Raw genomic sequence first — 21,385 nt, forward strand, 5'->3', positions numbered from 1 at the left:
AAAAGACTAACTATACGGAAATTGGATCCCCAGTTAACTTCTAATTAGGTATATTTATATACTGTAATATTAGAGATATTTTATATATCGTTTGACTGGGGAATGCATTTATTTCGACGGGCACCCAATGGCTGAGAAAAATGATTACCAGCGTACTCTAGATTACGCAGAGCGTGCGCTGGACTATATTAAGGCATGTCATCTTCCCGCCTTTCCAAGGAATTACGAGCTTTGGTATAGTTATGTTTCCGGCTTCAATTTGAGCTTGAACCGCGCGATCAACAAGCTGTTGACCAGCGAGGGCAAACTCGACGCCGAACAAGCATCTAAAATCTACAATCGTTTCTTGTCGCCAGATCGCTTGGGTGAGCGTATTGACGAAGTCGGGTCCAAAATTTCCGAGGAAGTGTCCGATCTTGTAAAGGTATTGGACAAGGGCTCTGTAGATACTGCGGAATATGCCCGTGATCTTACAAATGCGCTTGAAAAACTCCGTCTGGACCAGTCCCCTGAACAGTTGAACCAGCTCGTTATGGATTTGCTGCGTGTCACAACGCGCACCGCTGATAACAATCAAGAGCTGCGCACCCAACTTGCTGAATCACGTAACCAGATCAAGACTTTGCAGGAAGGCTTGGAAGCGATCCGTTATGAATCCCATACGGATGAGCTGACCACCTTGCATAACCGTCGTCATTTCGATCAAAGTATTGAACGTGAAATTAAGTATGCACGCGATAGCTATAGCCCGTTGTGCTTGCTGATCACCGATATTGATCATTTTAAGCAGTTTAACGACAACTATGGTCACCAGACTGGTGATCAGGTGCTTAGGCTTGTGGCACTTGCTACCAAGCAGAACGTTTCGTCCCACGATATCGCCTGCCGTTATGGCGGTGAAGAGTTTGCCGTTATTCTTCCGCGTACCAAACTAAGCCAAGCCGAAGATATTGCGGAGAAAATCAGACGCTCTGTTATTTCAAAGGAACTAGTGAAACGCTCCACGGGTGAGAACCTCGGCCGTATTACCATTTCTATCGGTGTTGCAGAGCTTCATGATGAAGACAGCAGCCAGACTTTGATCGCCCGTGCGGACACCGCACTATATGCTGCCAAAGGTGCTGGTCGAAATCTGGTTAAGACGGAGCGTGAACTGGAAGCTGCAAAAGAACAGGCTACGCAAGTTGCGTAGCCTTTGAGCTTCTTCTAGTGCTTTAATGCACGCCCTCTTCGGGCAAGGTTATATCTGGAAATTCTTTGTCTTGATGTGACACGGCGCGTTTCGTTCAGCGCTTTTTCTGCCCATCCCCTAAGTAATTCCGGCTCTTCAATTATAGGGCGCGGTACTGAATAAAACGAGAGTGCGTGATGCTCTCCATGTACTTCATGTACAAATGGCATCTGGCCAACGATGAGGTAGTCGGCAACGTTTGTTTCGCCAGCTCTCAAGTATAACTTGTCTGTATGGACCAGCCCGAACATTTTACCTGCATCAAAGTAGCCGAGTCCCCCAAACATCGGTCTTACATTAACGCCGCAGAGCGATAGCAGCTCAGAATGCGCTGGTTCTATTGGTTTGTGCACCATAGCAATCCCCCCTCTTTGCTATAGATCAATAGTGAGGGGATCACACGGGATGCACAATATTCCTTTAGATAGTGACTTTAGGAAAATAAGTAGTTTTCCACACACCTAAAGGCTAGGTTCAGCCTTCCAAACCCATCTGCCAGAAGTTGGCTTCAAGATCTGTAGCGGTTTTGAAAATCTTGTGAGCGCGTTCGCGGCGGTTATCTGTCAGGTAACGTTGAGCAAGACCTTCCAGTTCGGCAATCGCACCATGCATGTGCTCTTGATACTCAGGGGATGAGTATTCCTTGATCCATTCCGCATATGGGTTGCTGTTATCAAGAGCGCCGGGAACCTTTGCGAGGTTCGCTGCGATTTCACCGTAACCGATAACGCAAGGGGCAAGTGCAATCTTCAGATCAAGAAGGTCACCACGGTTGCCAGTTTCCAAAACGTACTGGGTATAGGAAAGTGTTGCCAACTCGTGCGGTGCGTTTTCGATGTCCTTTTCAGTCAATCCCCAGCGCTCGCAAAGGCGCAAATGAAGATTGATCTCGACATCAAGGATCGCCTTCACGCCTTCCAGCCCTTTGCGCATCTCTTCCAGAGAATGGCTTTTATAGATAGAAAGCGCATAGGCTCTGGCAAAATCGATGAGAAAGAGGAAGTCCTGAACCAGATACTTCTGGAACGCTGCAAGTGGCAGGGTGCCATCTGCAAGACCTCTGGTAAACTCGTGATCGCAATAGCGTTCCCAAGACTGCGCATTAACAGTCTTCAACTCATCAAAAAATGTCACCGGATTTCGCCCTTAACGGTTGAACTGCGGCAGGTCAGACGGGGAGAGTTCTACAGACTCCCCGCAGCCACACGCTGAAACTTCATTTGGGTTTTTGAATGTGAGACCACTTTTAAATTTAGTGGCCTCATAACCTAGCTCTGTGCCCAACAGATAAAGAACAGCGGAAGGCTCCACGAAAATGGTTACGCCTTTTTCCTCAACCACATCATCTCCAGCAACGGGCTCGTCCACCAAACTCATGGTGTATTCCATACCCGCACAGCCGCCCTTTTTGATGCCAATGCGCAAGCCGACCGGATTATCATCCCGCTGGGACATGATATCGCGAATATACTCAGCTGCTGCATCGTTTACAGAAAGAACTTTGAAGCTATTGGCTGCCATCATCTACCTGTCTTCCAAATTCCTGATTGGTGGCGCTAGAAGTAATTCAGCGCCACGCGTGCTTCGTCAGACATACGGCTAGGATCCCACGGTGGGTCAAAGACCATAGTCACATCAACCGGACCAACGCCCGGTACCGAGCTAACTGCATTTTCTGTCCAGATCGGCATTTCGCCAGCTACAGGGCAACCCGGAGCTGTCAAAGTCATGTCAATCTTGATCGAGCGGTCATCTTCAATATCGACCTTGTAAATGAGGCCGAGCTCATAGATATCGACCGGGATCTCAGGATCATAAACAGTTTTGAGCGCGGCAATAATATCGCCGGTCAAACGCTCCAGCTCATCAGCCGGAATAGCGCTTGTCTGTTTGATCTCTGTTTGCGTCAGCGGTTCGTCTGTAAATTCGCTGCGTGCGATGTGATCCGACATTAACTTCCTATCCGAACAGTTTTACAGCTTTTTTGAGGGCTTCGACCAGTTTGTCGGCCTCTTCAAAAGTGTTGTATAGACCAAAACTAGCACGGCAGGTGCTGGTAACACCATAACGGCTAAGTAGTGGTTGTGCGCAGTGGGTGCCAGCCCGAACCGCCACCCCCTCGCGGTCAATTACCATAGAAATATCGTGGGCGTGAATGCCCGCAATTTCAAACGAGAAAATAGCACCCTTTTCCGGTGATGTGCCGAACACGCGCAGGTTTTCGATTTCCTGCAGCTTTTCAGCTGTGTAATCACGCAGGGCCAGTTCGTGCGCCAGAATTTTAGGACGGCCAATTGCATCCATATAATCAAGCGCAGCACCAAGGCCAATAGCCTGTGCGATTGGAGGTGTACCTGCCTCAAAGCGATGTGGTGGATGAGAGTATGTCACCATGTCTTCGGTAACATCTTTAATCATCTCGCCGCCGCCGTTAAACGGACGCAGTTCTTCGAGCGCTTCTTTTTTACCGTAGAGCACGCCGATACCGGTTGGCCCGTAAACCTTGTGGCCAGTCAGGATATAGAAATCACAATCAATATCCTGAACATCGACCGGAAGGTGTACGGCACCTTGTGAACCATCAACCAGAACGCGGATACCGCGCTCATGGGCAATGCGGCAGATTTCCTTTACCGGAACCATTGTACCGGTGACGTTGGACATCTGGGTAACAGCAACCAGCTTGGTCTTCTCTGTGAGGAGCTTTTCAAACTCCTCAATCAGGAACGTACCGTCTTCTGAAACAGGTGACCATTTAAGAACCGCGCCGGAACGTTCACGATGGAAATGCCACGGAACGATATTGGAGTGGTGCTCGAGAATGGAGATGACGATTTCATCGCCCTCGCCGATCTGGTCAGCCATGCCATAGGAAACAAGGTTGATCGCCTCAGTCGCAGAGCGGGTAAAGACGATTTCGTCGTTATCCTTGGCATTCAAGAAACGCTGAACTTTACCGCGGGCAGCCTCAAAATTTTCTGTCGCAGTGTTGGACAGGTAGTGCAGCCCGCGATGGACGTTTGCATATTCTTCCGTGTAAACCTTGGTGATCGCATCAATCACAGCCTGTGGCTTCTGCGCTGAAGCGCCATTGTCCAAGTAGACCAATGGCTTGCCGTAGACCTCTCGGGAAAGGATAGGAAAATCCTTTCTGATAGCCTCAACATCATAGGCGTTTGTAAGCTCTGCGATCCCAACGACGGAATTCATGGCATTATCCTTTTTTGGCTTCTAGCCACTCTTTGACCAAGTCCTCAAGCAGTGTAACCACGCGTTCATTATCAATTTCTTCAATCACTTCGGAAAGGAAAGCGATAATGAGCATTTGGCGTGCCTGTGCCTCAGGGATACCACGAGCGCGGAGATAGAAGAGCAGGTCTTCATCAATATCGCCAGTGGTTGAACCGTGCGCACACTGCACATCATCTGCGAAAATTTCCAGCTCGGGTTTTACCGATACCTGTGCATCATCGGTGAGAACCAACGACTGGACCATCATCTGGCCGTCAGTTTTCTGTGCATGAGGTGCAACGATAATTTTACCCTGGAAGACCGAGTGCGCGTTGTCATCAACAACGGACTTATAGAACTCGCGGCTTTCACAGGCTTGTACAGCGTGATCAACAAGCAGTGTGATATCGCTGTGCTGTTTGCCGGAGAGCATGGATACGCCACGGCAACCGATCTTGGAGTTTTCACCAGCGCATGCCACAAACACTTGAGAGCGCGAAAGCTGGCTACCGGTGTTCAAGGTAAAGTGGTCAAACTCGACTTCTTCACCAAGGTGTACAGCGGTGCTACCGATGTGCTGTGCCTGCTCACCATCTTGCTGCAGCTTTACCCAGATCAGGCTGCCTTTGTCGGCAACTTTGATCTCGCTAAGTGCGTTGATCTGGTAGGCAGCATCGTTGTCGCCAACGTAACGCTCTACGATAACAGCCTCGGCGCCTTCACCAATCTCAACAAGGTTGCGCGGGTAGGATGCGCTTTCACCTTCACTGTTGATGTGAATAATGTGGATCGGCTTTGTAAGCTTCACACCGTCTTTTACGCGAATGGCAAGGCCATCCTGCATAAAGGCGGTGTTGAGGTTTACAAGCGCATCATCCTGCGTCGCAACAGTGCCAAATGCTTCTGGTGTCTGTGCAGCAAGAGCCTTGCTCATCGGACGTACAATCACACCCTGCTCCAGATCACCAAAGCTTGAAAGAGCTTCGTTGAGACGGCCGTTTTCAAGCGTGAACACGCAGGCATTCAGGCGTTCAATGTTCAGTACACCGCCGCTTTTAGCTTCCTTGATTGGAAACGCGGTGCGCATTTTGCTGCGCAGATCCGTATAGTGCCAATCTTCAACACGGCGGTGTGGCAGGCCAGCAGCTTCAAAAGCACCAAATGCTTTTTCACGTACGGCCAAAATGTCAGCAGAGCTTTCGCCAGATGCTTTGAGTGCAGCAAACTGTTCGATGAGCCCCTGCTCGGCTTGCGTACCTTGTACGCGTGCTTCAGCGTTCATAAGTCCACCTCACCCAGTTTAAGCTGCTTTCTCGTCCACAAAGTCGGCGTAGCCGTTCTTTTCAAGCTCAAGAGCCAGCTCTTTGCCGCCGGTTTTTACAATGCGGCCTTTGGAGAGAACGTGCACGACATCAGGGACGATGTGGTCAAGCAAACGCTGGTAGTGAGTGATGACGATCATCGAACGCTCTGGGGAGCGGAGTTTGTTAACGCCCTCGGAAACGATACGCAGAGCATCAATGTCGAGACCACTATCGGTTTCGTCGAGAATGCAAAGGGTAGGCTCAAGCAAAGACATCTGAAGAATTTCAGCGCGTTTCTTTTCACCGCCGGAGAAGCCAACGTTGAGCGGACGGCGCAGCATTTCAGGCGTCACGTTCAAGTCAGCAGCTTTTTCGCGAACGAGCTTCATGAACTCAGGTGTTGGCATTTCTTCGAGACCACGGGCTTTGCGCTGAGCGTTCAAAGCGGTCTTCAAGAAGGTCATGGTCGCAACACCCGGAATTTCAATCGGGTACTGGAAAGCGAGGAACATGCCAGCAGCAGCACGCTCATCGGGACCAAGCTCAAGCATGTCCTCACCATTATAGGTGATGGAGCCCTCGGTGATCTCGTAGTCTTCCTTGCCAGAAAGAACATAAGACAGGGTGGACTTACCGGAACCGTTTGGTCCCATGATTGCGTGGATTTCGCCCGGTTTAACTGTGAGGTTTACGCCGCGAAGAATTTCATTGCCGTCGACTTTTGCGTGCAGGTTCTTGATTTCAAGCATGTGCGTTTATCTCTTCATTCCTAAATTCGTTATGACTGCGATATGCGTCCGCTCGCGTTAGCCGACACTGCCTTCGAGGCTGATACCGATGAGTTTTTGCGCTTCAACGGCAAATTCCATTGGAAGCTGCTGAATAACGTCCCGAACAAAACCGTTCACGATAAGGGCAACCGCCTCTTCCTCGTTAAGGCCACGGGCCAGACAGTAGAACATCTGGTCATCGGAGATTTTGGATGTTGTTGCTTCGTGCTCGAACACCGCAGTTGCGTTCTTGCTCTCGATGTAAGGCACGGTGTGAGCGCCGCACTGATCGCCAATGAGCAAGCTGTCACACTGGGTGAAGTTGCGGGCGTTCTTTGCTTTGCGATGAGCCGATACCTGACCGCGATAGGTGTTCTGGGAGCGACCAGCAGAAATACCTTTAGAGATGATGCGGCTGGAGGTGTTCTTGCCTAGATGGATCATCTTGGTGCCGCTGTCTACCTGCTGGTAGCCATTGGAAATCGCGATGGAATAAAACTCGCCAACGGAGTTGTCACCACGAAGAATGCAGCTTGGGTATTTCCATGTAATAGCGGAGCCGGTTTCAACCTGTGTCCATGCGATCTTGGAGTTATCGCCGCGACAATCGCCGCGCTTGGTCACAAAGTTATAGATACCGCCCTTGCCTTCTGCATCGCCCGGGAACCAGTTCTGAACGGTGGAGTACTTGATCTCCGCACCTTCCAGAGCGACAAGTTCTACCACGGCTGCGTGCAGCTGGTTTTCATCGCGCTGAGGCGCTGTACAGCCTTCCAGATAGGAAACGTAAGAACCTTCATCAGCGATGATGAGCGTACGTTCGAACTGGCCGGTGTTCTGTTCGTTAATGCGGAAGTAGGTGGACAGTTCCATAGGGCAACGGACGCCTTTTGGAATGTACACGAACGAGCCGTCAGAAAAGACTGCGGAGTTCAGCGTCGCATAGAAGTTGTCAGTGACGGGAACGACGGTGCCGAGGTACTGTTTGACGAGATCAGGATAGTCGCGGATCGCTTCAGAAATCGGGCAGAAGATAACGCCAGCTTTTGCGAGCTCTTCCTTAAAGGTGGTCGCAACGGACACACTATCAAAGACAGCATCGACAGCGATGCGATGCTCTGGCGCAATACCTGCCAGAATTTCCTGCTCGGAAAGCGGAATGCCCAGCTTCTTATAGGTATCAAGAAGGATTGGATCTACTTCGTCGAGGTTCTTTGGGCCTTCGGCAGTCTTTGGCGCTGCATAGTAGTGCAGGTCTTCAAAGTCGATCTTTGGATAGTGAACGCGGGCCCAAGATGGCTCTTCCATTGTCTTCCAACGACGGAAAGCATCCAAACGCCATTCCAGCATCCATTCAGGTTCGCTTTTCTTTGCGGAAATGAAACGGATAATGTCTTCATTCAACCCTTTAGGCGCAAGTTCAGACTCGATGTCTGTAACAAAGCCGTATTTGTATTGATCAACGTCGATTGCCTTGACCTGATCAATGGTTTCTTGAACTGCAACCATATTTCACTCCGTAAAGGGCCGAACCCACTCCATATTCTACAGCGTTCTGGCAGCCTGCTTGGCAGGTCCCATGCGCTGGTAAATCTTTGCCCACGCTTCTAAAAAGCGTGTGATATCGGTTTCCTGCGTACTCCAGCCAATACTCACCCGTATTGCGCCTTTTGCCGCCTGCTCTTCAACCCCCATAGCCTTAAGCACGTGAGATATCCCAACTTTTCCTGAGGAACAGGCAGAACCGGACGAAACAGCTACGCCGGAAAGATCAAAAGAGATCAGGGCTGTTTCCGCGGCAATTCCAGTGACGGAAAAACATGTTGTATTTGGCAGGCGGGATGCGCCCTCGCCAAAAATGGTCGCTTCCGGACTGATCTTCTTCAGCCCCTGCTCCAATGTTTCCCGAAGAGCGATAAGCCGCTCATATTCATTTTCGGTGCTGCGGTGGGCTGCTACGGCTGCTGCAAAACCACCAATGCCCGCAGCGTTTTCAGTTCCTGCCCGGCGCCACGCTTCCTGACCGCCGCCCTTGAGTAGCGGAGCTGGACGCAAGTCGCCCTTGCCAAGAACCAGTGCACCAACGCCCTGCGGGCCGCCTAGCTTGTGGGAGGAAATGCTGAGAGCGTGACAGCCGATTAGGCCGATTGAAAGCTCTTGCCTGCCTGCCAACTGGACAGCATCCACATGGAACAGATGACCTGCATCTTCCACCAGAACGCCAATTTCCTGAATTGGCTGCAACACACCGGTTTCACTATTTGCTGCCATCACCGACACAAGAGCTGTTTCACCCTCTGGCACTTTGGCAAGCATGTCGCGGAGGTAGTCAATATCGACTACGCCGTTTTTGTCGACGGGAATGATTTCGATGTTTTCTGGAGCAAAACGCCCACCTGAAAGAACAGATGGATGCTCGACAGCACTGACAAACAGTTTCGAGAGAGTGAACGGCTCGCCGTTCTTCATCCAAACGGGAGAAAGCGCGGTAACATTGGCTTCCGTTCCACCGCTGGTGAAGACGATGTTTTGCGGGATCGCGTCTAGCAGCGCCGCAACTTCTTTGCGGGCAGCTTCCATGCGACCACGAGCACCACGGCCCGCTGCATGGATTGAGGAGGCATTTCCAACCGTGGACAGGCCGTTGACCATCGCCTCAATTGCTTGGGGACGAGTCGGAGCGCCTGCGTTATGGTCGAGATATGTGAGGTTTAAAGTGACACTCATCGTTGATATCAAGGTTTTAAGTTGAAAATTTCCCAAGTTGCCTTTGCAGCTAAACGGAATCCTTGCTATTTGCCGCTACACTTATGATATGACTAATGTCGAACGGCAGCGCTTTCCTCTTTTGTCAACTTGGTAGAAGCTATCTACCGGAGTTCGCTAATAGACACAATTGGAAAGCACTTTCGAACTGTTCTAAACTAGCTGTAATAAACTTGGGTCAAATAGTCAAGTTTTAGACTCGAAAATTGTTGATTACGGGTTAGCTAACCCAAAGATATATATGTAAACAAACAACGAAAAGGACTCCCCACGCTCATGCCAGAGGTGATCTTTAACGGTCCAGCAGGCCGCTTGGAAGGCCGCTTCCACCCTGCGAAAAAGAAAAACGCCCCAATCGCCCTGATCCTGCACCTGCATCCGCAGTTCGGTGGGACCATGAACAACCAGATCTGCTACAAACTTTACTACATGTTTGCGCAGCGCGGTTTTGCGGTTCTGCGTTTCAACTTCCGCGGTGTTGGTCGCTCTCAGGGCCAGTTCGATCACGGTCAGGGTGAACTTTCCGATGCAGCAGCAGCGCTAGACTGGGTACAGACCATTCACCCAGACGCTCGTGCATGCTGGATTGCCGGCTTCTCCTTCGGTGCGTGGATCGGTATGCAGCTGCTTATGCGCCGTCCTGAAGTGGAAGGCTTCATCTCTGTTGCTCCTCCTGCAAACCTTCATGACTTCTCCTTCCTGGCCCCTTGCCCGTCTTCCGGCCTCATCATCCATGGCGAGAACGACAAGGTTGTGCCACAGAAGGACGTTCAGGCGCTTGTCGACAAGCTGAAGACCCAAAAGGGTATCACTATCGACCATCAGGAAATTCCTGGCGCGAACCACTTCTTCGAAAACCATGTCGATATGCTTATCGACCAGTGTGCAGACTATCTTGATCGCCGCCTTGGCGTCATCAATGATCCTCAGTCTCTTTAAGGCTGCCGCACACTACATGTAGTGAATACAAAAAACCCGCTCTCTTGGAGCGGGTTTTTTAGTATCTCGGCTTTGGGCGAGCTTACTGGCCGGGTGTCCAAGCCTCGTAGTCGCCACTCACCTTGTCGCGCTTGGTTCCTGAAAGGATAGAACCTTTCGGACGATAAGCTTGCGGAGAGCCTGTAGGGTTTGGCTTGTGCCCAAGTTCCCAATCACGCGGCTCATAATTGCTTTCAGATGGCGGCACATCAGTTCTGTGGTGCATCCACCCGTGCCAGCCGGGAGGGATTTTGGAGGCATCTGCCTCGCCATTATAGATGACCCAGCGACGTTTGCCGTTGCGCTCTTTATAGTAGCGGTTTCCATACTCGTCATCGCCGACGACGATACCCTTCTTCCAAGTGAAGAAACGGGTACCCATGGTTTCGCTACCCCACCAGGTAAACAGCTGGAGCAGAAATGTCTTCATGGCTCCAAATCCCCTTTACGGTCTGTGGTTCAATTTGTTGGGGCGAATATGAACGCATCCGCATGTTGTGTCCAGTGCTCGCCTTTGTGTTTTTGCGTAAACAAAACAATCAACAGAATGTTTGACCCCGAAAATATTCCGGCACCACGCAAAACACCAAAATAAATGTAGTTTCAGAGCCTTAAGAGAGCGCTCTCACGAACGGTCAAACTTGAAATATATTAGAGGAAAATTCGCATAAAAAATTTTGCAGATGCCTCCATTTTTTTTCCACTGATTTGGAAATTGAGTTCTCCCACAGCGCACCCACTTTTTTACAAGCGGGACACATTGTCGCTTATCCGTTATTTTCTGCTGATTATGCCAGTATGGTACGTAGGTACTATCAACAGAGCATCCACACACCCCTACTAGATTTTGTGTCGCGAAGAAGTGACATACCACAATCACTGGCCCTGTGACGCTTGACCGCGCCCAACGATTCAATTTAATTTCAGTGCTGTTGATTGATCGTTTTAGGGGTTTTGGGCGAAAGCCACGCGTTCTCCAATAATCAGTTAGAAAAATGCTGCGTACCTGCTTCTTTGATTAGACGGGTGACGTATTTTTTTGGCCTGACCGATGGCAGAAATTGTGTTTTCGTTAACCTGCGCATACTATATGTTGTGACGCAGGCGATTTTTGCCACAAAACCCCAAGATGTGGACGGACTGAAGGCGAGAGCCTTCTGCGATACGGCGAGCAAGGGTTAAAGCGGCAAACTGACCTTGTTCCCTATTGGTTTGATTTAGACAGGCACGAGCAGCACATGCTGCGTCAAAGGGGGCTTATATGAAGATCGAACGGCGCTATACGAAAGAGGGGCAATCCCCTTACGCCGACATCGAGTTTCGCACTGCGACCAGTGAGATCCGTAATCCGGACGGGTCCATTGTATTTCGCTTGGAGAACATTCAGGTTCCTGCCCAATTCTCGCAGGTAGCTTCCGACATTCTTGCTCAAAAATATTTCCGTAAGGCCGGGGTTCCTGCAAAGCTAAAGGCTGTTGAGGAAAACACCGTGCCGTCTTGGCTGTGGCGCAAGGAGCCTGATGAGAAGGCCCTCTCCCGCATCAAGAAAGATGAGCGCTTCGGTTCTGAAATTGACTCACGTCAGGTTTTTGATCGCTTGGCTGGCACTTGGACCTATTGGGGCTGGAAAGGCGGTTATTTCGATAGCGAAGCTGATGCGCAGGCGTTCTATGATGAACTGCGCTACATGCTGGCAACCCAGAAGGTTGCGCCAAACTCCCCGCAGTGGTTCAACACCGGTCTGCATTGGGCGTACGGCATTGATGGACCAAGCCAAGGTCACTACTACGTAGACTTTGAAAGCGGCGAGCTGACCCGCTCCGCAACCGCGTACGAGCACCCGCAGCCACACGCTTGCTTCATCCAGTCCGTAGACGATGATCTTGTGAATGAGAACGGCATCATGGACCTGTGGGTTCGTGAAGCTCGCTTGTTTAAATACGGCTCTGGCACCGGCACCAACTTCTCCCGCCTTCGCGGTTCAGGCGAGTCTCTTGCTGGTGGTGGTAAGTCCTCCGGCCTCATGAGCTTCCTGAAAATTGGTGATCGTGCAGCTGGCGCTATCAAGTCCGGCGGCACCACCCGCCGTGCTGCTAAGATGGTTGTAGTTGATGCGGACCATCCGGACATTGAAGAATTCATCAGCTGGAAGGTGACCGAAGAGCAGAAGGTTGCAGCTCTTGTAACCGGCTCCAAGATCTGTCAGCAGCATCTTCAGGCGGTTATGCGCGCCTGCGTAAACTGCGAAGGCAGCGGCGACGATTGCTTTGACCCGAAGAAGAACCCTGTTCTGAAGCGTGAAATGCGCGCCGCTAAAAAGGCGCTCGTGCCGGATAACTACATCCAGCGCGTCGTGCAGTTCGCTCGTCAGGGTTATAAGACTATCGAGTTCCCGAGCTACAACACCGATTGGGATTCTGAGGCTTATCTGACCGTTTCCGGCCAGAACTCCAACAACTCCATTCGTGTGACTGATGGCTTCCTTACTGCTGTCAACGAAGATAGCGATTGGGATCTTGTCGGCCGCACAACTGATCAGGTCACCAAGACCGTGAAAGCAAAGGAAATCTGGGAACAGATTGGCTATGCTGCTTGGGCTTGTGCTGATCCGGGCCTTCAGTACCACACCACCATCAACGAATGGCACACCTGCCCTCAGGCTGGCGAAATCCGCGCATCCAACCCATGCTCGGAATACATGTTCCTTGATGACACTGCGTGTAACCTCGCTTCTTTGAACTTGCTTCAGTTCCGCAAGGAAGATGGTTCGTTTAATCACGAGACCTTCGAACACGGCGTGCGTCTTTGGACCATGGTTCTTGAAATCTCTGTTTTGATGGCTCAGTTCCCATCTCAGCAGATTGCAGAGCTATCCTACCGCTATCGCACCCTCGGTCTGGGCTATGCCAACATTGGCGGTCTTCTCATGACCTCCGGTCTTGCTTATGACAGCGATGAAGGCCGCGCACTTTGTGGTGCCATCACAGCGATCATGACCGGTGTATCCTACGCGACCTCCGCTGAAATGGCTGGCGAGCTGGGTGCGTTCCCGGGTTATGCTGATAACGCAAAAGATATGCTGCGCGTTATTCGCAACCACCGCACTGCTGCACATGGCAAAACCAAGGGCTACGAGGGCCTTTCTACCCTGCCTGTCGCGCTGGACCACAAGTCTTGCCCAGAACCAATTCTGATCGAGCGCGCAACGCTTGCTTGGGACCGCGCTCTTGAGCTTGGTGAAAAGCACGGTTACCGCAACGCGCAGACCAGCGTGATCGCGCCAACCGGTACGATCGGTCTGGTTATGGACTGTGACACCACCGGTATTGAGCCTGACTTTGCTCTTGTGAAATTCAAGAAGCTTGCTGGCGGTGGTTACTTCAAGATTATCAACCGCGCTGTACCGCACGCTCTTCGTGCACTTGGTTATGGCGAAGCTGATATCGCAGAAATCGAAGCCTACGCAGTAGGTCACGGCTCTATCGAGCAGGCCCCTGCAATCAACAGCGCTTCTCTTCGCGCTAAAGGCTTTACGGATGAGGCGCTTGAGAAGCTGGCAGCTTCCCTTGGTTCTGCCTTCGACATTAAGTTCGTATTCAACCGCTGGACCCTTGGTGACGATCTGCTGACCGGTACTCTCGGTGTTCCTGCCGACCAGTTGGATAATCCTGAATTTGATCTTCTTTCCCACCTTGGTTTCTCCAAGGCGGACATTGAAGCTGCAAACACCCACGTTTGTGGTGCAATGACGCTGGAAGGTGCGCCGCACCTGAAGGAAGAGCATTATCCGGTCTTTGACTGTGCGAACCCTTGTGGCCGAATTGGCAAGCGTTACCTGTCTGTAGATAGCCACATCCGCATGATGGCTGCTGCACAACCGTTCATCTCCGGCGCTATTTCAAAGACCATCAACATGGCGAACTCCGCCAGTGTTGAGGATTGTAAAGACGCCTACATGCTTTCTTGGAAGCTTGGTCTGAAGGCGAACGCTCTTTACCGTGATGGTTCCAAACTGTCTCAGCCTCTGAATGCCCAGATTCTCGAAGATGAAGAGGATGATGCACAGGATATTGTAGAGGACATCATCGCACAGCCTCAGGCAGCTCGTGCAGAGCTTGTCGCAGAACGGATTGTGGAGCGAATTATCGAGCGCAACATCCGCAGCCGCGAGCGTCCACCGAACCGCCGCAAGGGTTACACCCAGAAAGCCTCTGTTGGCGGTCACAAAATCTACCTCACCACTGGTGAGTACGAGGATGGCCGCCTGGCAGAAGTCTTTATCGACATGCACAAGGAAGGCGCTGCGTTCCGTTCTCTCATGAACAACTTCGCAATCGCTATCTCCCTTGGCCTGCAGTACGGTGTGCCGCTTGAAGAATATGTAGATGCCTTCACCTTCACCCGCTTTGAACCAGCGGGCATGGTAATGGGCAATGATGCGATCAAGAACGCAACATCCATTCTGGACTACATCTTCCGAGAGCTCGCTGTCTCTTATCTGGCTCGCAACGATCTGGCACACGTTCCGCCAGAGGCGATTACCAGCGCGACCTCCGTTGCTCCGGCAACTGAAAACGCGGGTTCTGAAGAAAAGCGCCCTGCTTTCGTGTCCCACGGTCTTGTTCGTGGCCAAACAGAGCGCTTCCGCCTTGTTCCGGGCGGTGATCCAGCTGTTCAGCTTGCAGGTGGTGCGGTTGCTCAAAGTGCGGCGATTGCGACTGCATTCAACCGCGACGTTGAGCCTGCTCAGGAAGTAAAGGTTAGTCAGGCAGAAGCTGCGCCTCAGGTTTCCATTGCCTCTCAAGTGGCGCAAGCCCGCATGAAGGGCTACGAAGGGGAAAGCTGCGCCGAGTGCGGTAACTTCACTATGGTGCGTAACGGCACCTGCCTGAAGTGTGACACCTGCGGCTCTACGAGCGGCTGTTCCTAAGATGCTCTGCTAAGACGAAAATAATTAAGGCCCTGATGAAAATCAGGGCCTTTTTTGTCTCAAAGGTAGGTCCGTTTGATGCCGCTGAACCTTCGGAATGAGCGGATGATGACATCTGTCGTTTGGAAGTGTTGTGCTGGCCCCAGAATAAGGCTGGGGCCAACAAAATCTAACTTAGAAATCCCAATCTTCATCCTCTGTCGCGACAGTCTTGCCGATTACATAGGATGAGCCAGAACCAGAGAAGAAATCGTGATTTTCGTCGGCATTGGGAGATAGAGCTGCCATGATCGCTGGATTGACCTGACACACGCTCTCAGGGAAAAGCGCTTCGAAGCCTAGGTTCATTAGAGCCTTATTGGCGTTGTAATGGAGGAAGTGCTTCACATCCTCACTCAAGCCCACACAATCATAAAGGCTCTGCGTATATTTACTCTCGATATCATAAAGGTCAAACATCAACGAGAACGCAAAGTCCTTGGTCCTGTTGTATTCGTCAGGGTTTAAGCGCTCACACATGCGTTGGAACTTGTAGCCGATGTAGTATCCATGCACGGCTTCGTCCCTAATGATGAGACGAATGAGATCAGCGGTATTGGTGAGCTTTGCCCGGCTAGACCAGTGCATAGGTAGATAGAAGCCAGAATAGAACAGGAAGCTCTCCAGAAACACGCTGGCGATTTTCCGTTTTAAAGGGGACGAGCCTGCATCGTACTCATCGAGGATGAGCCGTGACTTGGCTTGGAGATGCTCGTTTTCCTCGGACCACCTGAAAGCGTCGTCTACATCACTCATCTGGCAGAGCGTAGAAAATACCGATGAATAGCTGCGCGCATGAACGGCCTCCATGAAGGCAATGTTGGTCAGCACCGCCTCTTCGTGGGGCGTCAGCGCATCAGCCATAAGCGCGGGAGCACCTATGGTGTTTTGAATTGTGTCCAGCAAAGTCAGTCCGGTAAAGACGCGGATGGTCAGTAACTGCTCGTCTGGATGCAAAGTGCCCCAACTTTGGATGTCATTGGAAAGTGGGATTTTCTCTGGTAGCCAGAAGTTCGCTGTGAGCCGGTTCCAGATCTCCAGATCCTTATCATCCTCAAGGCGGTTCCAGTTGATTGCACGGGGAATGCGCAAGGTTGCACTGTGTGTTGCAGTAAGAACGGTCATCGTAAATTCCTTAGAGCGAACAAGAAACGCAGCCCTGCACCTCGGTGCCTTCCAGAGCCATTTGACGAAGGCGGACGTAGTAAATCGTCTTGATCCCCTTCTTCCACGCATAGATTTGCGCGCGGTTGATATCGCGCGTCGTTGCGTCGTCTCTAAAGAAGAGAGTTAGGGAAAGGCCCTGATCAACATGTTCTGTTGCGGCCGCATACGTATCGATGATCTTCTCAGGTCCGACTTCATAAGCATCAGCATAGAATTCAAGATTATCATTGCTCAGATATGGCGCAGGGAAATAGACCCTGCCAATCTTTCCCTCTTTTCGTATCTCGATTTTTGAAACGACCGGATGAATTGAAGAGGTGGAGTTATTGATATAGCTGATGGACCCTGTCGGCGGTACGGCCTGAAGATTTCTGTTGTAGAGACCATGCGCCATAACTTCAGCTTTCAATAGCTGCCAGTCTTCTTTGGTTGGCAGCTCAATACCGAAAGCTTCAAAAAGGCTGGCAATCACTGTTGTTTTTGGTTTCCAGTCCTTAGTCAGATACTTATCAAAATACGTCCCATCGGCGTAGCGGCTTTTTTCAAAGCCTTTGAAGCTCTGTCCCCGCTCCTTGGCCAGCTTATTCGATGCCTTTAAGCAGTGGTAAGCGACCGCATAAAAATAGAGACCCGTGAACTCGATAGCCTCCTTCGAGCCATAGTGGATACGCTCCCTCGCAAGAAAGCCGTGAAGGTTCATTTGCCCTAGGCCAATGGCGTGGCTTTCATCATTACCTTTTTTCACCGAAGGAACGCTTTCGATAGCGCTCATGTCCGATACTGCGGTTAGGCCGCGAACGGCCGTTTCAACCGAAACGGCAAGATTACCACCGTCCATGACTTTCGCGATGTTGAGCGAGCCCAAGTTGCAAGAGATATCGCTGCCCATGTGCTGATAGGAAAGGTCTTCCCTGAACTGCGAAGCTTCATTCACTTGCAGAATTTCCGAGCACAAGTTCGACATGTTGATGCGCCCGTCTACCGGATTGGCTCGGTTGGCGGTGTCTTCAAAAAGGATGTATGGGTAGCCGCTTTCAAACTGGATTTCCGCAATGGTTTGAAATAGATGACGCGCGCGAATTTTCTTTTTTCTAATGCGCTGATCGTCTACTAGTTCGCGGTATTTTTCAGTTATCGAAATCTGCGAGAACGGTACGCCGTAGACCCTCTCCACATCGTGGGGAGAAAACAGGTACATCTCCTCGTCGTTCTTGGCCAATTCAAAGGTGATGTCCGGTATCACCACTCCCAACGAAAGCGTCTTAATACGAATTTTTTCGTCTGCATTCTCACGCTTGGTATCAAGAAAGCTCAGGATATCGGGATGATGGACATTCAAATACACCGCACCAGCACCCTGACGAGCGCCCAACTGGTTTGCATAGGAAAAGCTATCTTCCAGCAATTTCATGACAGGAATGACGCCGGAGGATTGGTTCTCTATCCCCTTGATTGGTGCGCCTGCCTCACGAAGGTTGGTAAGGAGCAAAGCGACACCACCGCCTCGTTTAGATAATTGTAGCGCCGAGTTTATACCTCGGCCAATGGATTCCATGTTATCTTCCAGCCGGAGAAGGAAGCAGGAAATTAGCTCGCCGCGCTGTTTCTTTCCAGCGTTCAGAAATGTGGGTGTCGCAGGTTGAAAGCGGCCGGAAAGTATCTCGTCAATAAACTTTAGAGCCAGTTGCTTGTCACCGCCCGCTAGCGCCAAAGACACCATTACAACGCGGTCCTCGAAGCGCTCTAGATACCGCTTTCCATCACGGGTTTTAAGTGTGTAGCTCGTGTAGTATTTGAACGCGCCAAGAAACGTCGGAAACCTGAATTTCTTGGCATAAGCGCCTTGAAAGGCCTCTTTGACAAACCCGCCTTCATATTGGGCAAGCACTTGCGCCTCATAGTATCCTTCGCGGATCAGGTAGCCGAGCTTTTCCTCCAGACTGTGAAAGAACACAGTGTTCTGGTTTACGTGCTGTAAAAAATATTGCCGTGCCGCATCTTTATCAGCGCCAAATTGGATCTGCCCCTTTTCATCGTAAAGGTTCAACATCGCATTCAAGGCGTGATAATCGGAGCCGACAGTTTCAGTAACAGGCGACGTTAAGAGTTCCATTTCCAAAAGTTTTTAATCCCGTTTTCAACGCGTGAGATGTCGGTCGCCGTACCTGCAAGTTCGAAGCGGTAGAGCAGTGGCACATTGCATTTTTGAGAGACCACATCACCAGCATAGGCAAAGTAACGGCCAAAGTTGCGATTGCCTGAGGCAATCACCCCTCTGATGAGTTCTCGTTGTTGCGCATCATTTAGAAAACCAATCACCTGCTTTGCGACGGCCCCTCGCCCGTACCCATCTGAGTAGGTTGGCAGGACGAGAATGTACGGCTCTTTAACGAGCGGCGTTGGCTCGGATCGCTTGGAGGCTATGCGGTGTGCAGGAGCGCCCAAGCGTTCGATAAAGCGGTGGGTGTTTCCAGATGCGCTTGAGAAATAAACAAGCGTTCCCAATTTGATAGCGCCGGACTATTAGCCGAGGGCAGCTATCTTGTCTGGCCTGAAACCAGCCCAATGGTCGCCGCGCGCTTCTACGACGGGTACTTGCTTGTAGCCTAGGGATTGAACGTGATTGAAGGCGGCATCGTCTTCGCTTAGGTCGACAATGTTAAAATCAACGCCGATCTTTTCCAGCGCGCGATAAGTCGCGTTGCACTGGACACAAGATGGCTTGCTGTAAACGGTGATGGTCATATCTTCTCTCGCACCCCGAAGAACCAAAGGAACCAGAACAACGGGCAACGCAAGAGTTCACGTGCTGGCGCACGTGTTCCCGCCTCACGGACCCGCCGTCCGATGACGTATTAAAACCAAGGCAGGTCTCCTGGCTTGCGGGTCTACGTCCCTTATGATCCACCTTCCCGGTTTCCCAGTGGCATTTGGATCGAGGCTTACCGCTTACAGTTGCGGGGGCAGCACCGGACTTGTAGCTATGCTTCGCACCGGTTTCCCTCTTAGCTGACGAATGCGATGAATCGCCAGACCTTGATTACCAGATATTGATCGCAGAATTACTTCTGGGTCAACATCATGTAGGTGACGTATAGAGATTCATTGGGGACAAGACTTACGCAAATCCATCGTAGCCTTCACCGTTTCCGCCGGTAGTGCGTGGTTTCCGCCTAACGATTGGTGCAACTAAAAAGGCGGCGAAAGAAACCTTCACCGCCTCTCAAATATCTTAAAAGGGCCTGCTAACGTCTATTCAACGCTGCCGTTTGCGAGCTCTTTAGATAGCTTTGTTGGAGAGCCTCCAGAAATTCCAAGTTCGCCAAGCAGGCTATCAACCAGCGGAGCTTGGGAACGGTATTTCAGGGCAGATTCTACGAGCTGGTCTGGCAAAGCACCGCTTGATGCAGCGCCGTTTGCTTCGCCGCCTGCGCCATTACCATGCAGACCATCAACCTGAAGAATTTTGATCTCATCAATATTCTCCATCGGCTTCACAGACTGCTCGATGATGCTCGGCAGGGCTTCAATCATTGCTAGGCGTACCTGCATCGCAATCTGGTCGGCGGAAAGCAGGTTCGATGCCTCGTTCATGATCCGGCGGCCTTCTGCCTCAACCGCCAAACGTAGCTTGTCTGCCTGAGCCCTGTTCGTAACAGCGTCTGCTTCAGCTTGAGCATTCAAGCGTATTTTGTCTGCCTCACCGCCTGCTGCAATGCGCAGGGCCTCAGCGCGGTCCTCTGCTGCCTTTTTATCTGCCTCAGCTCCCACGGTAACTGCAATAGCTTCGCGCTCAGCCTCTCTGGAGGCTTCAACAAGCTCCACCTGCTTTTGACGTTCGGCTTTTTCAATTTCCTGAGCAGTGAGAACCTGTTCTTCGGCACGAATAGCAATAGCACGGGCTTCGTTTGCTGCAGCATCAGCATTCGAAAGGTCTCTGGATTTCTCAGCAACTGCGATTGAGCGTTCCTGTTGAGTAAGTTCAATGACTTTTTCTTTTTCAATGCGAGCGGCTTCAAGAGCGCGCTCTCTTTGAATTTCTTGCTCTTTCACCTGTTTGTCGGAGCTAATGGTCGCTTGCTGAATTTCCTGCTCAGCATGAATTTTTGCCTGCTCAGCTTCACGGCGCCGTTCAGCCTGCTCTGTAGCAATCAGTGCCTGCTGTTCAGCACGGCGGATTTCCAGCTCACGCTGCTGCTCGAGGCGAGCATACTCTTCTTCACGGCTAATCTTGAGCTTTTGTTGTTCCGCGTCGAGGTTTTTACGCTGAACCTCTACCTCGGTATCCTGCTCAATATCGTTTCGCTTCTTGCGCCGCTCTTCAATTTCCTGCGTCAGCTTTGTCAAGCCCTCGGCATCGAACGCATTGTTCGGGTTGAAGAACTCCATTCGCGTCTGGTCCATGCCCGTCAGAGACACAGACTCCAGCTCCAAACCGTTCTTCAAAAGGTCCTCAGATACAGCCATCTGCACCTTTTGAACGAACGAGACGCGCTGTTCATGAAGTTCTTCCATGGCCATTTCTGCAGCAACAGCGCGGAGCGCATCAACAAACTTACCCTCAATCAAATGTTTGAGGTCATCGGGGCGCATGGTGCGCGTGCCCAACGTTTGTGCCGCATTTGCAATGGACTCTATTGTTGGCTGCGCGCGCAGGTAAAACTCTGCAACAACATCAACACGCATGCGATCACGGGTAATAAGTGCGGCGTCATCTGCTCTGCGCACTTCCAACCGCAGTGTGTTCATGTTTACCGGAATGGTTTCATGAAGCACCGGAAGGACGATTGCACCGCCATTCATGATGACTTTTTGACCACCAAAACCGGTTCTAACGAACGCAACCTCTTTCGTGGCGCGGGTGTAGAGGCGGGAGAAAATAATACCAATCGTAAGAAGGGCAATGAGCAATATGCCGATCAATATTCCGGCATCTAGCATTGAAAAACCACCAGCAGAATTCATTGCA

At 51.1% G+C, this 21,385-nt stretch carries 18 protein-coding genes and 1 riboswitch; of the genes, 3 read left to right on the plus strand and 15 right to left on the minus strand.

Translation table 11 applies throughout. The annotated features are described in order from the left end of the window. The first annotated feature begins 127 nt into the window (after positions 1-127). Complete coding sequence (locus tag E1162_RS00865) at positions 128-1,192, plus strand: GGDEF domain-containing protein (protein ID WP_155125662.1); 1,065 nt, start codon at positions 128-130, stop codon at positions 1,190-1,192. A gap of 14 nt (positions 1,193-1,206) precedes the next feature. On the opposite strand, the gene E1162_RS00870 is transcribed toward E1162_RS00865, so the two are convergent. From E1162_RS00870 to E1162_RS00910, 9 genes are all read right to left on the minus strand, one after another. Then, positions 1,207-1,587 carry a TfoX/Sxy family protein gene (locus tag E1162_RS00870; protein ID WP_155125663.1) on the minus strand — a complete coding sequence of 127 codons (381 nt, stop codon included), beginning with the start codon at positions 1,585-1,587 and terminating at the stop codon, positions 1,207-1,209. A gap of 118 nt (positions 1,588-1,705) precedes the next feature. After that, the gene (gene tenA / locus E1162_RS00875; protein WP_371311751.1) at positions 1,706-2,365 is read right to left on the minus strand and encodes a thiaminase II; all 660 of its coding nucleotides are present in this window, start codon (positions 2,363-2,365) and stop codon (positions 1,706-1,708) included. 12 nt (positions 2,366-2,377) lie between these two features. After that, positions 2,378-2,755 carry a HesB/IscA family protein gene (locus tag E1162_RS00880; RefSeq protein ID WP_155125666.1) on the minus strand — a complete coding sequence of 126 codons (378 nt, stop codon included), beginning with the start codon at positions 2,753-2,755 and terminating at the stop codon, positions 2,378-2,380. A gap of 32 nt (positions 2,756-2,787) precedes the next feature. Continuing rightward, positions 2,788-3,183 carry an SUF system Fe-S cluster assembly protein gene (locus tag E1162_RS00885; protein WP_155125668.1) on the minus strand — a complete coding sequence of 132 codons (396 nt, stop codon included), beginning with the start codon at positions 3,181-3,183 and terminating at the stop codon, positions 2,788-2,790. A 7-nt stretch (positions 3,184-3,190) separates the two neighbouring features. Then, a complete protein-coding gene (locus tag E1162_RS00890) occupies positions 3,191-4,441 on the minus strand; it encodes a cysteine desulfurase (RefSeq protein WP_155125670.1) in 1,251 nt (416 codons plus the stop codon). Between the two features lie 4 nt (positions 4,442-4,445). Next, complete coding sequence (gene sufD, locus E1162_RS00895) at positions 4,446-5,744, minus strand: Fe-S cluster assembly protein SufD (RefSeq protein ID WP_155125672.1); 1,299 nt, start codon at positions 5,742-5,744, stop codon at positions 4,446-4,448. A gap of 18 nt (positions 5,745-5,762) precedes the next feature. Beyond that, the gene (gene sufC, locus E1162_RS00900; RefSeq protein ID WP_155125674.1) at positions 5,763-6,515 is read right to left on the minus strand and encodes a Fe-S cluster assembly ATPase SufC; all 753 of its coding nucleotides are present in this window, start codon (positions 6,513-6,515) and stop codon (positions 5,763-5,765) included. A gap of 57 nt (positions 6,516-6,572) precedes the next feature. Beyond that, complete coding sequence (sufB, locus tag E1162_RS00905; protein WP_155125676.1) at positions 6,573-8,045, minus strand: Fe-S cluster assembly protein SufB; 1,473 nt, start codon at positions 8,043-8,045, stop codon at positions 6,573-6,575. A 36-nt stretch (positions 8,046-8,081) separates the two neighbouring features. Then, a complete protein-coding gene (locus E1162_RS00910; protein WP_155125678.1) occupies positions 8,082-9,263 on the minus strand; it encodes a cysteine desulfurase family protein in 1,182 nt (393 codons plus the stop codon). A 315-nt stretch (positions 9,264-9,578) separates the two neighbouring features. On the opposite strand from E1162_RS00910, the gene E1162_RS00915 reads away from it, so the two are divergent. Beyond that, positions 9,579-10,241, plus strand: coding sequence for an alpha/beta hydrolase (locus E1162_RS00915; RefSeq protein ID WP_155125680.1), 663 nt, complete (start codon positions 9,579-9,581; stop codon positions 10,239-10,241). A gap of 82 nt (positions 10,242-10,323) precedes the next feature. Here the strand turns inward: E1162_RS00915 and E1162_RS00920 are convergent, their stop codons facing one another. Next, entirely contained in the window at positions 10,324-10,710 is a 387-nt protein-coding gene (locus E1162_RS00920) for an NADH:ubiquinone oxidoreductase subunit NDUFA12 (protein ID WP_155125682.1), read from the minus strand. Positions 10,711-11,541: 831 nt separating this feature from the next. Here E1162_RS00920 and E1162_RS00925 point away from each other — a divergent pair. Further along, positions 11,542-15,210 (plus strand): vitamin B12-dependent ribonucleotide reductase, encoded by a 3,669-nt coding sequence (locus E1162_RS00925; RefSeq protein ID WP_155125684.1) that lies wholly within the window; start codon positions 11,542-11,544, stop codon positions 15,208-15,210. Between the two features lie 174 nt (positions 15,211-15,384). Here the strand turns inward: E1162_RS00925 and nrdF are convergent, their stop codons facing one another. From nrdF to E1162_RS00950, 5 genes are all read right to left on the minus strand, one after another. Then, positions 15,385-16,374: a class 1b ribonucleoside-diphosphate reductase subunit beta gene (nrdF, locus tag E1162_RS00930; RefSeq protein ID WP_155125686.1), complete on the minus strand. Its 990-nt coding sequence runs from the start codon at positions 16,372-16,374 to the stop codon at positions 15,385-15,387. Between the two features lie 10 nt (positions 16,375-16,384). Then, positions 16,385-18,529, minus strand: a complete 2,145-nt coding sequence (nrdE, locus tag E1162_RS00935) for a class 1b ribonucleoside-diphosphate reductase subunit alpha (RefSeq protein ID WP_155125688.1) — start codon at positions 18,527-18,529, stop codon at positions 16,385-16,387. Further along, complete coding sequence (nrdI, locus tag E1162_RS00940) at positions 18,517-18,921, minus strand: class Ib ribonucleoside-diphosphate reductase assembly flavoprotein NrdI (protein WP_155125690.1); 405 nt, start codon at positions 18,919-18,921, stop codon at positions 18,517-18,519. Before nrdI ends, nrdE begins: the two co-directional genes overlap by 13 nt. A gap of 18 nt (positions 18,922-18,939) precedes the next feature. Beyond that, entirely contained in the window at positions 18,940-19,161 is a 222-nt protein-coding gene (nrdH, locus tag E1162_RS00945) for a glutaredoxin-like protein NrdH (RefSeq protein WP_155125692.1), read from the minus strand. Positions 19,162-19,264: 103 nt separating this feature from the next. Next, a riboswitch (cobalamin riboswitch) is annotated at positions 19,265-19,470 on the minus strand. A gap of 198 nt (positions 19,471-19,668) precedes the next feature. After that, positions 19,669-21,381: a flotillin family protein gene (locus E1162_RS00950; RefSeq protein WP_155125694.1), complete on the minus strand. Its 1,713-nt coding sequence runs from the start codon at positions 21,379-21,381 to the stop codon at positions 19,669-19,671. Positions 21,382-21,385 lie beyond the last annotated feature (4 nt).

It is taken from the genome of Pseudovibrio flavus (assembly GCF_009711345.1).
GTDB classification, from domain to species: Bacteria; Pseudomonadota; Alphaproteobacteria; order Rhizobiales; family Stappiaceae; genus Pseudovibrio; species Pseudovibrio flavus.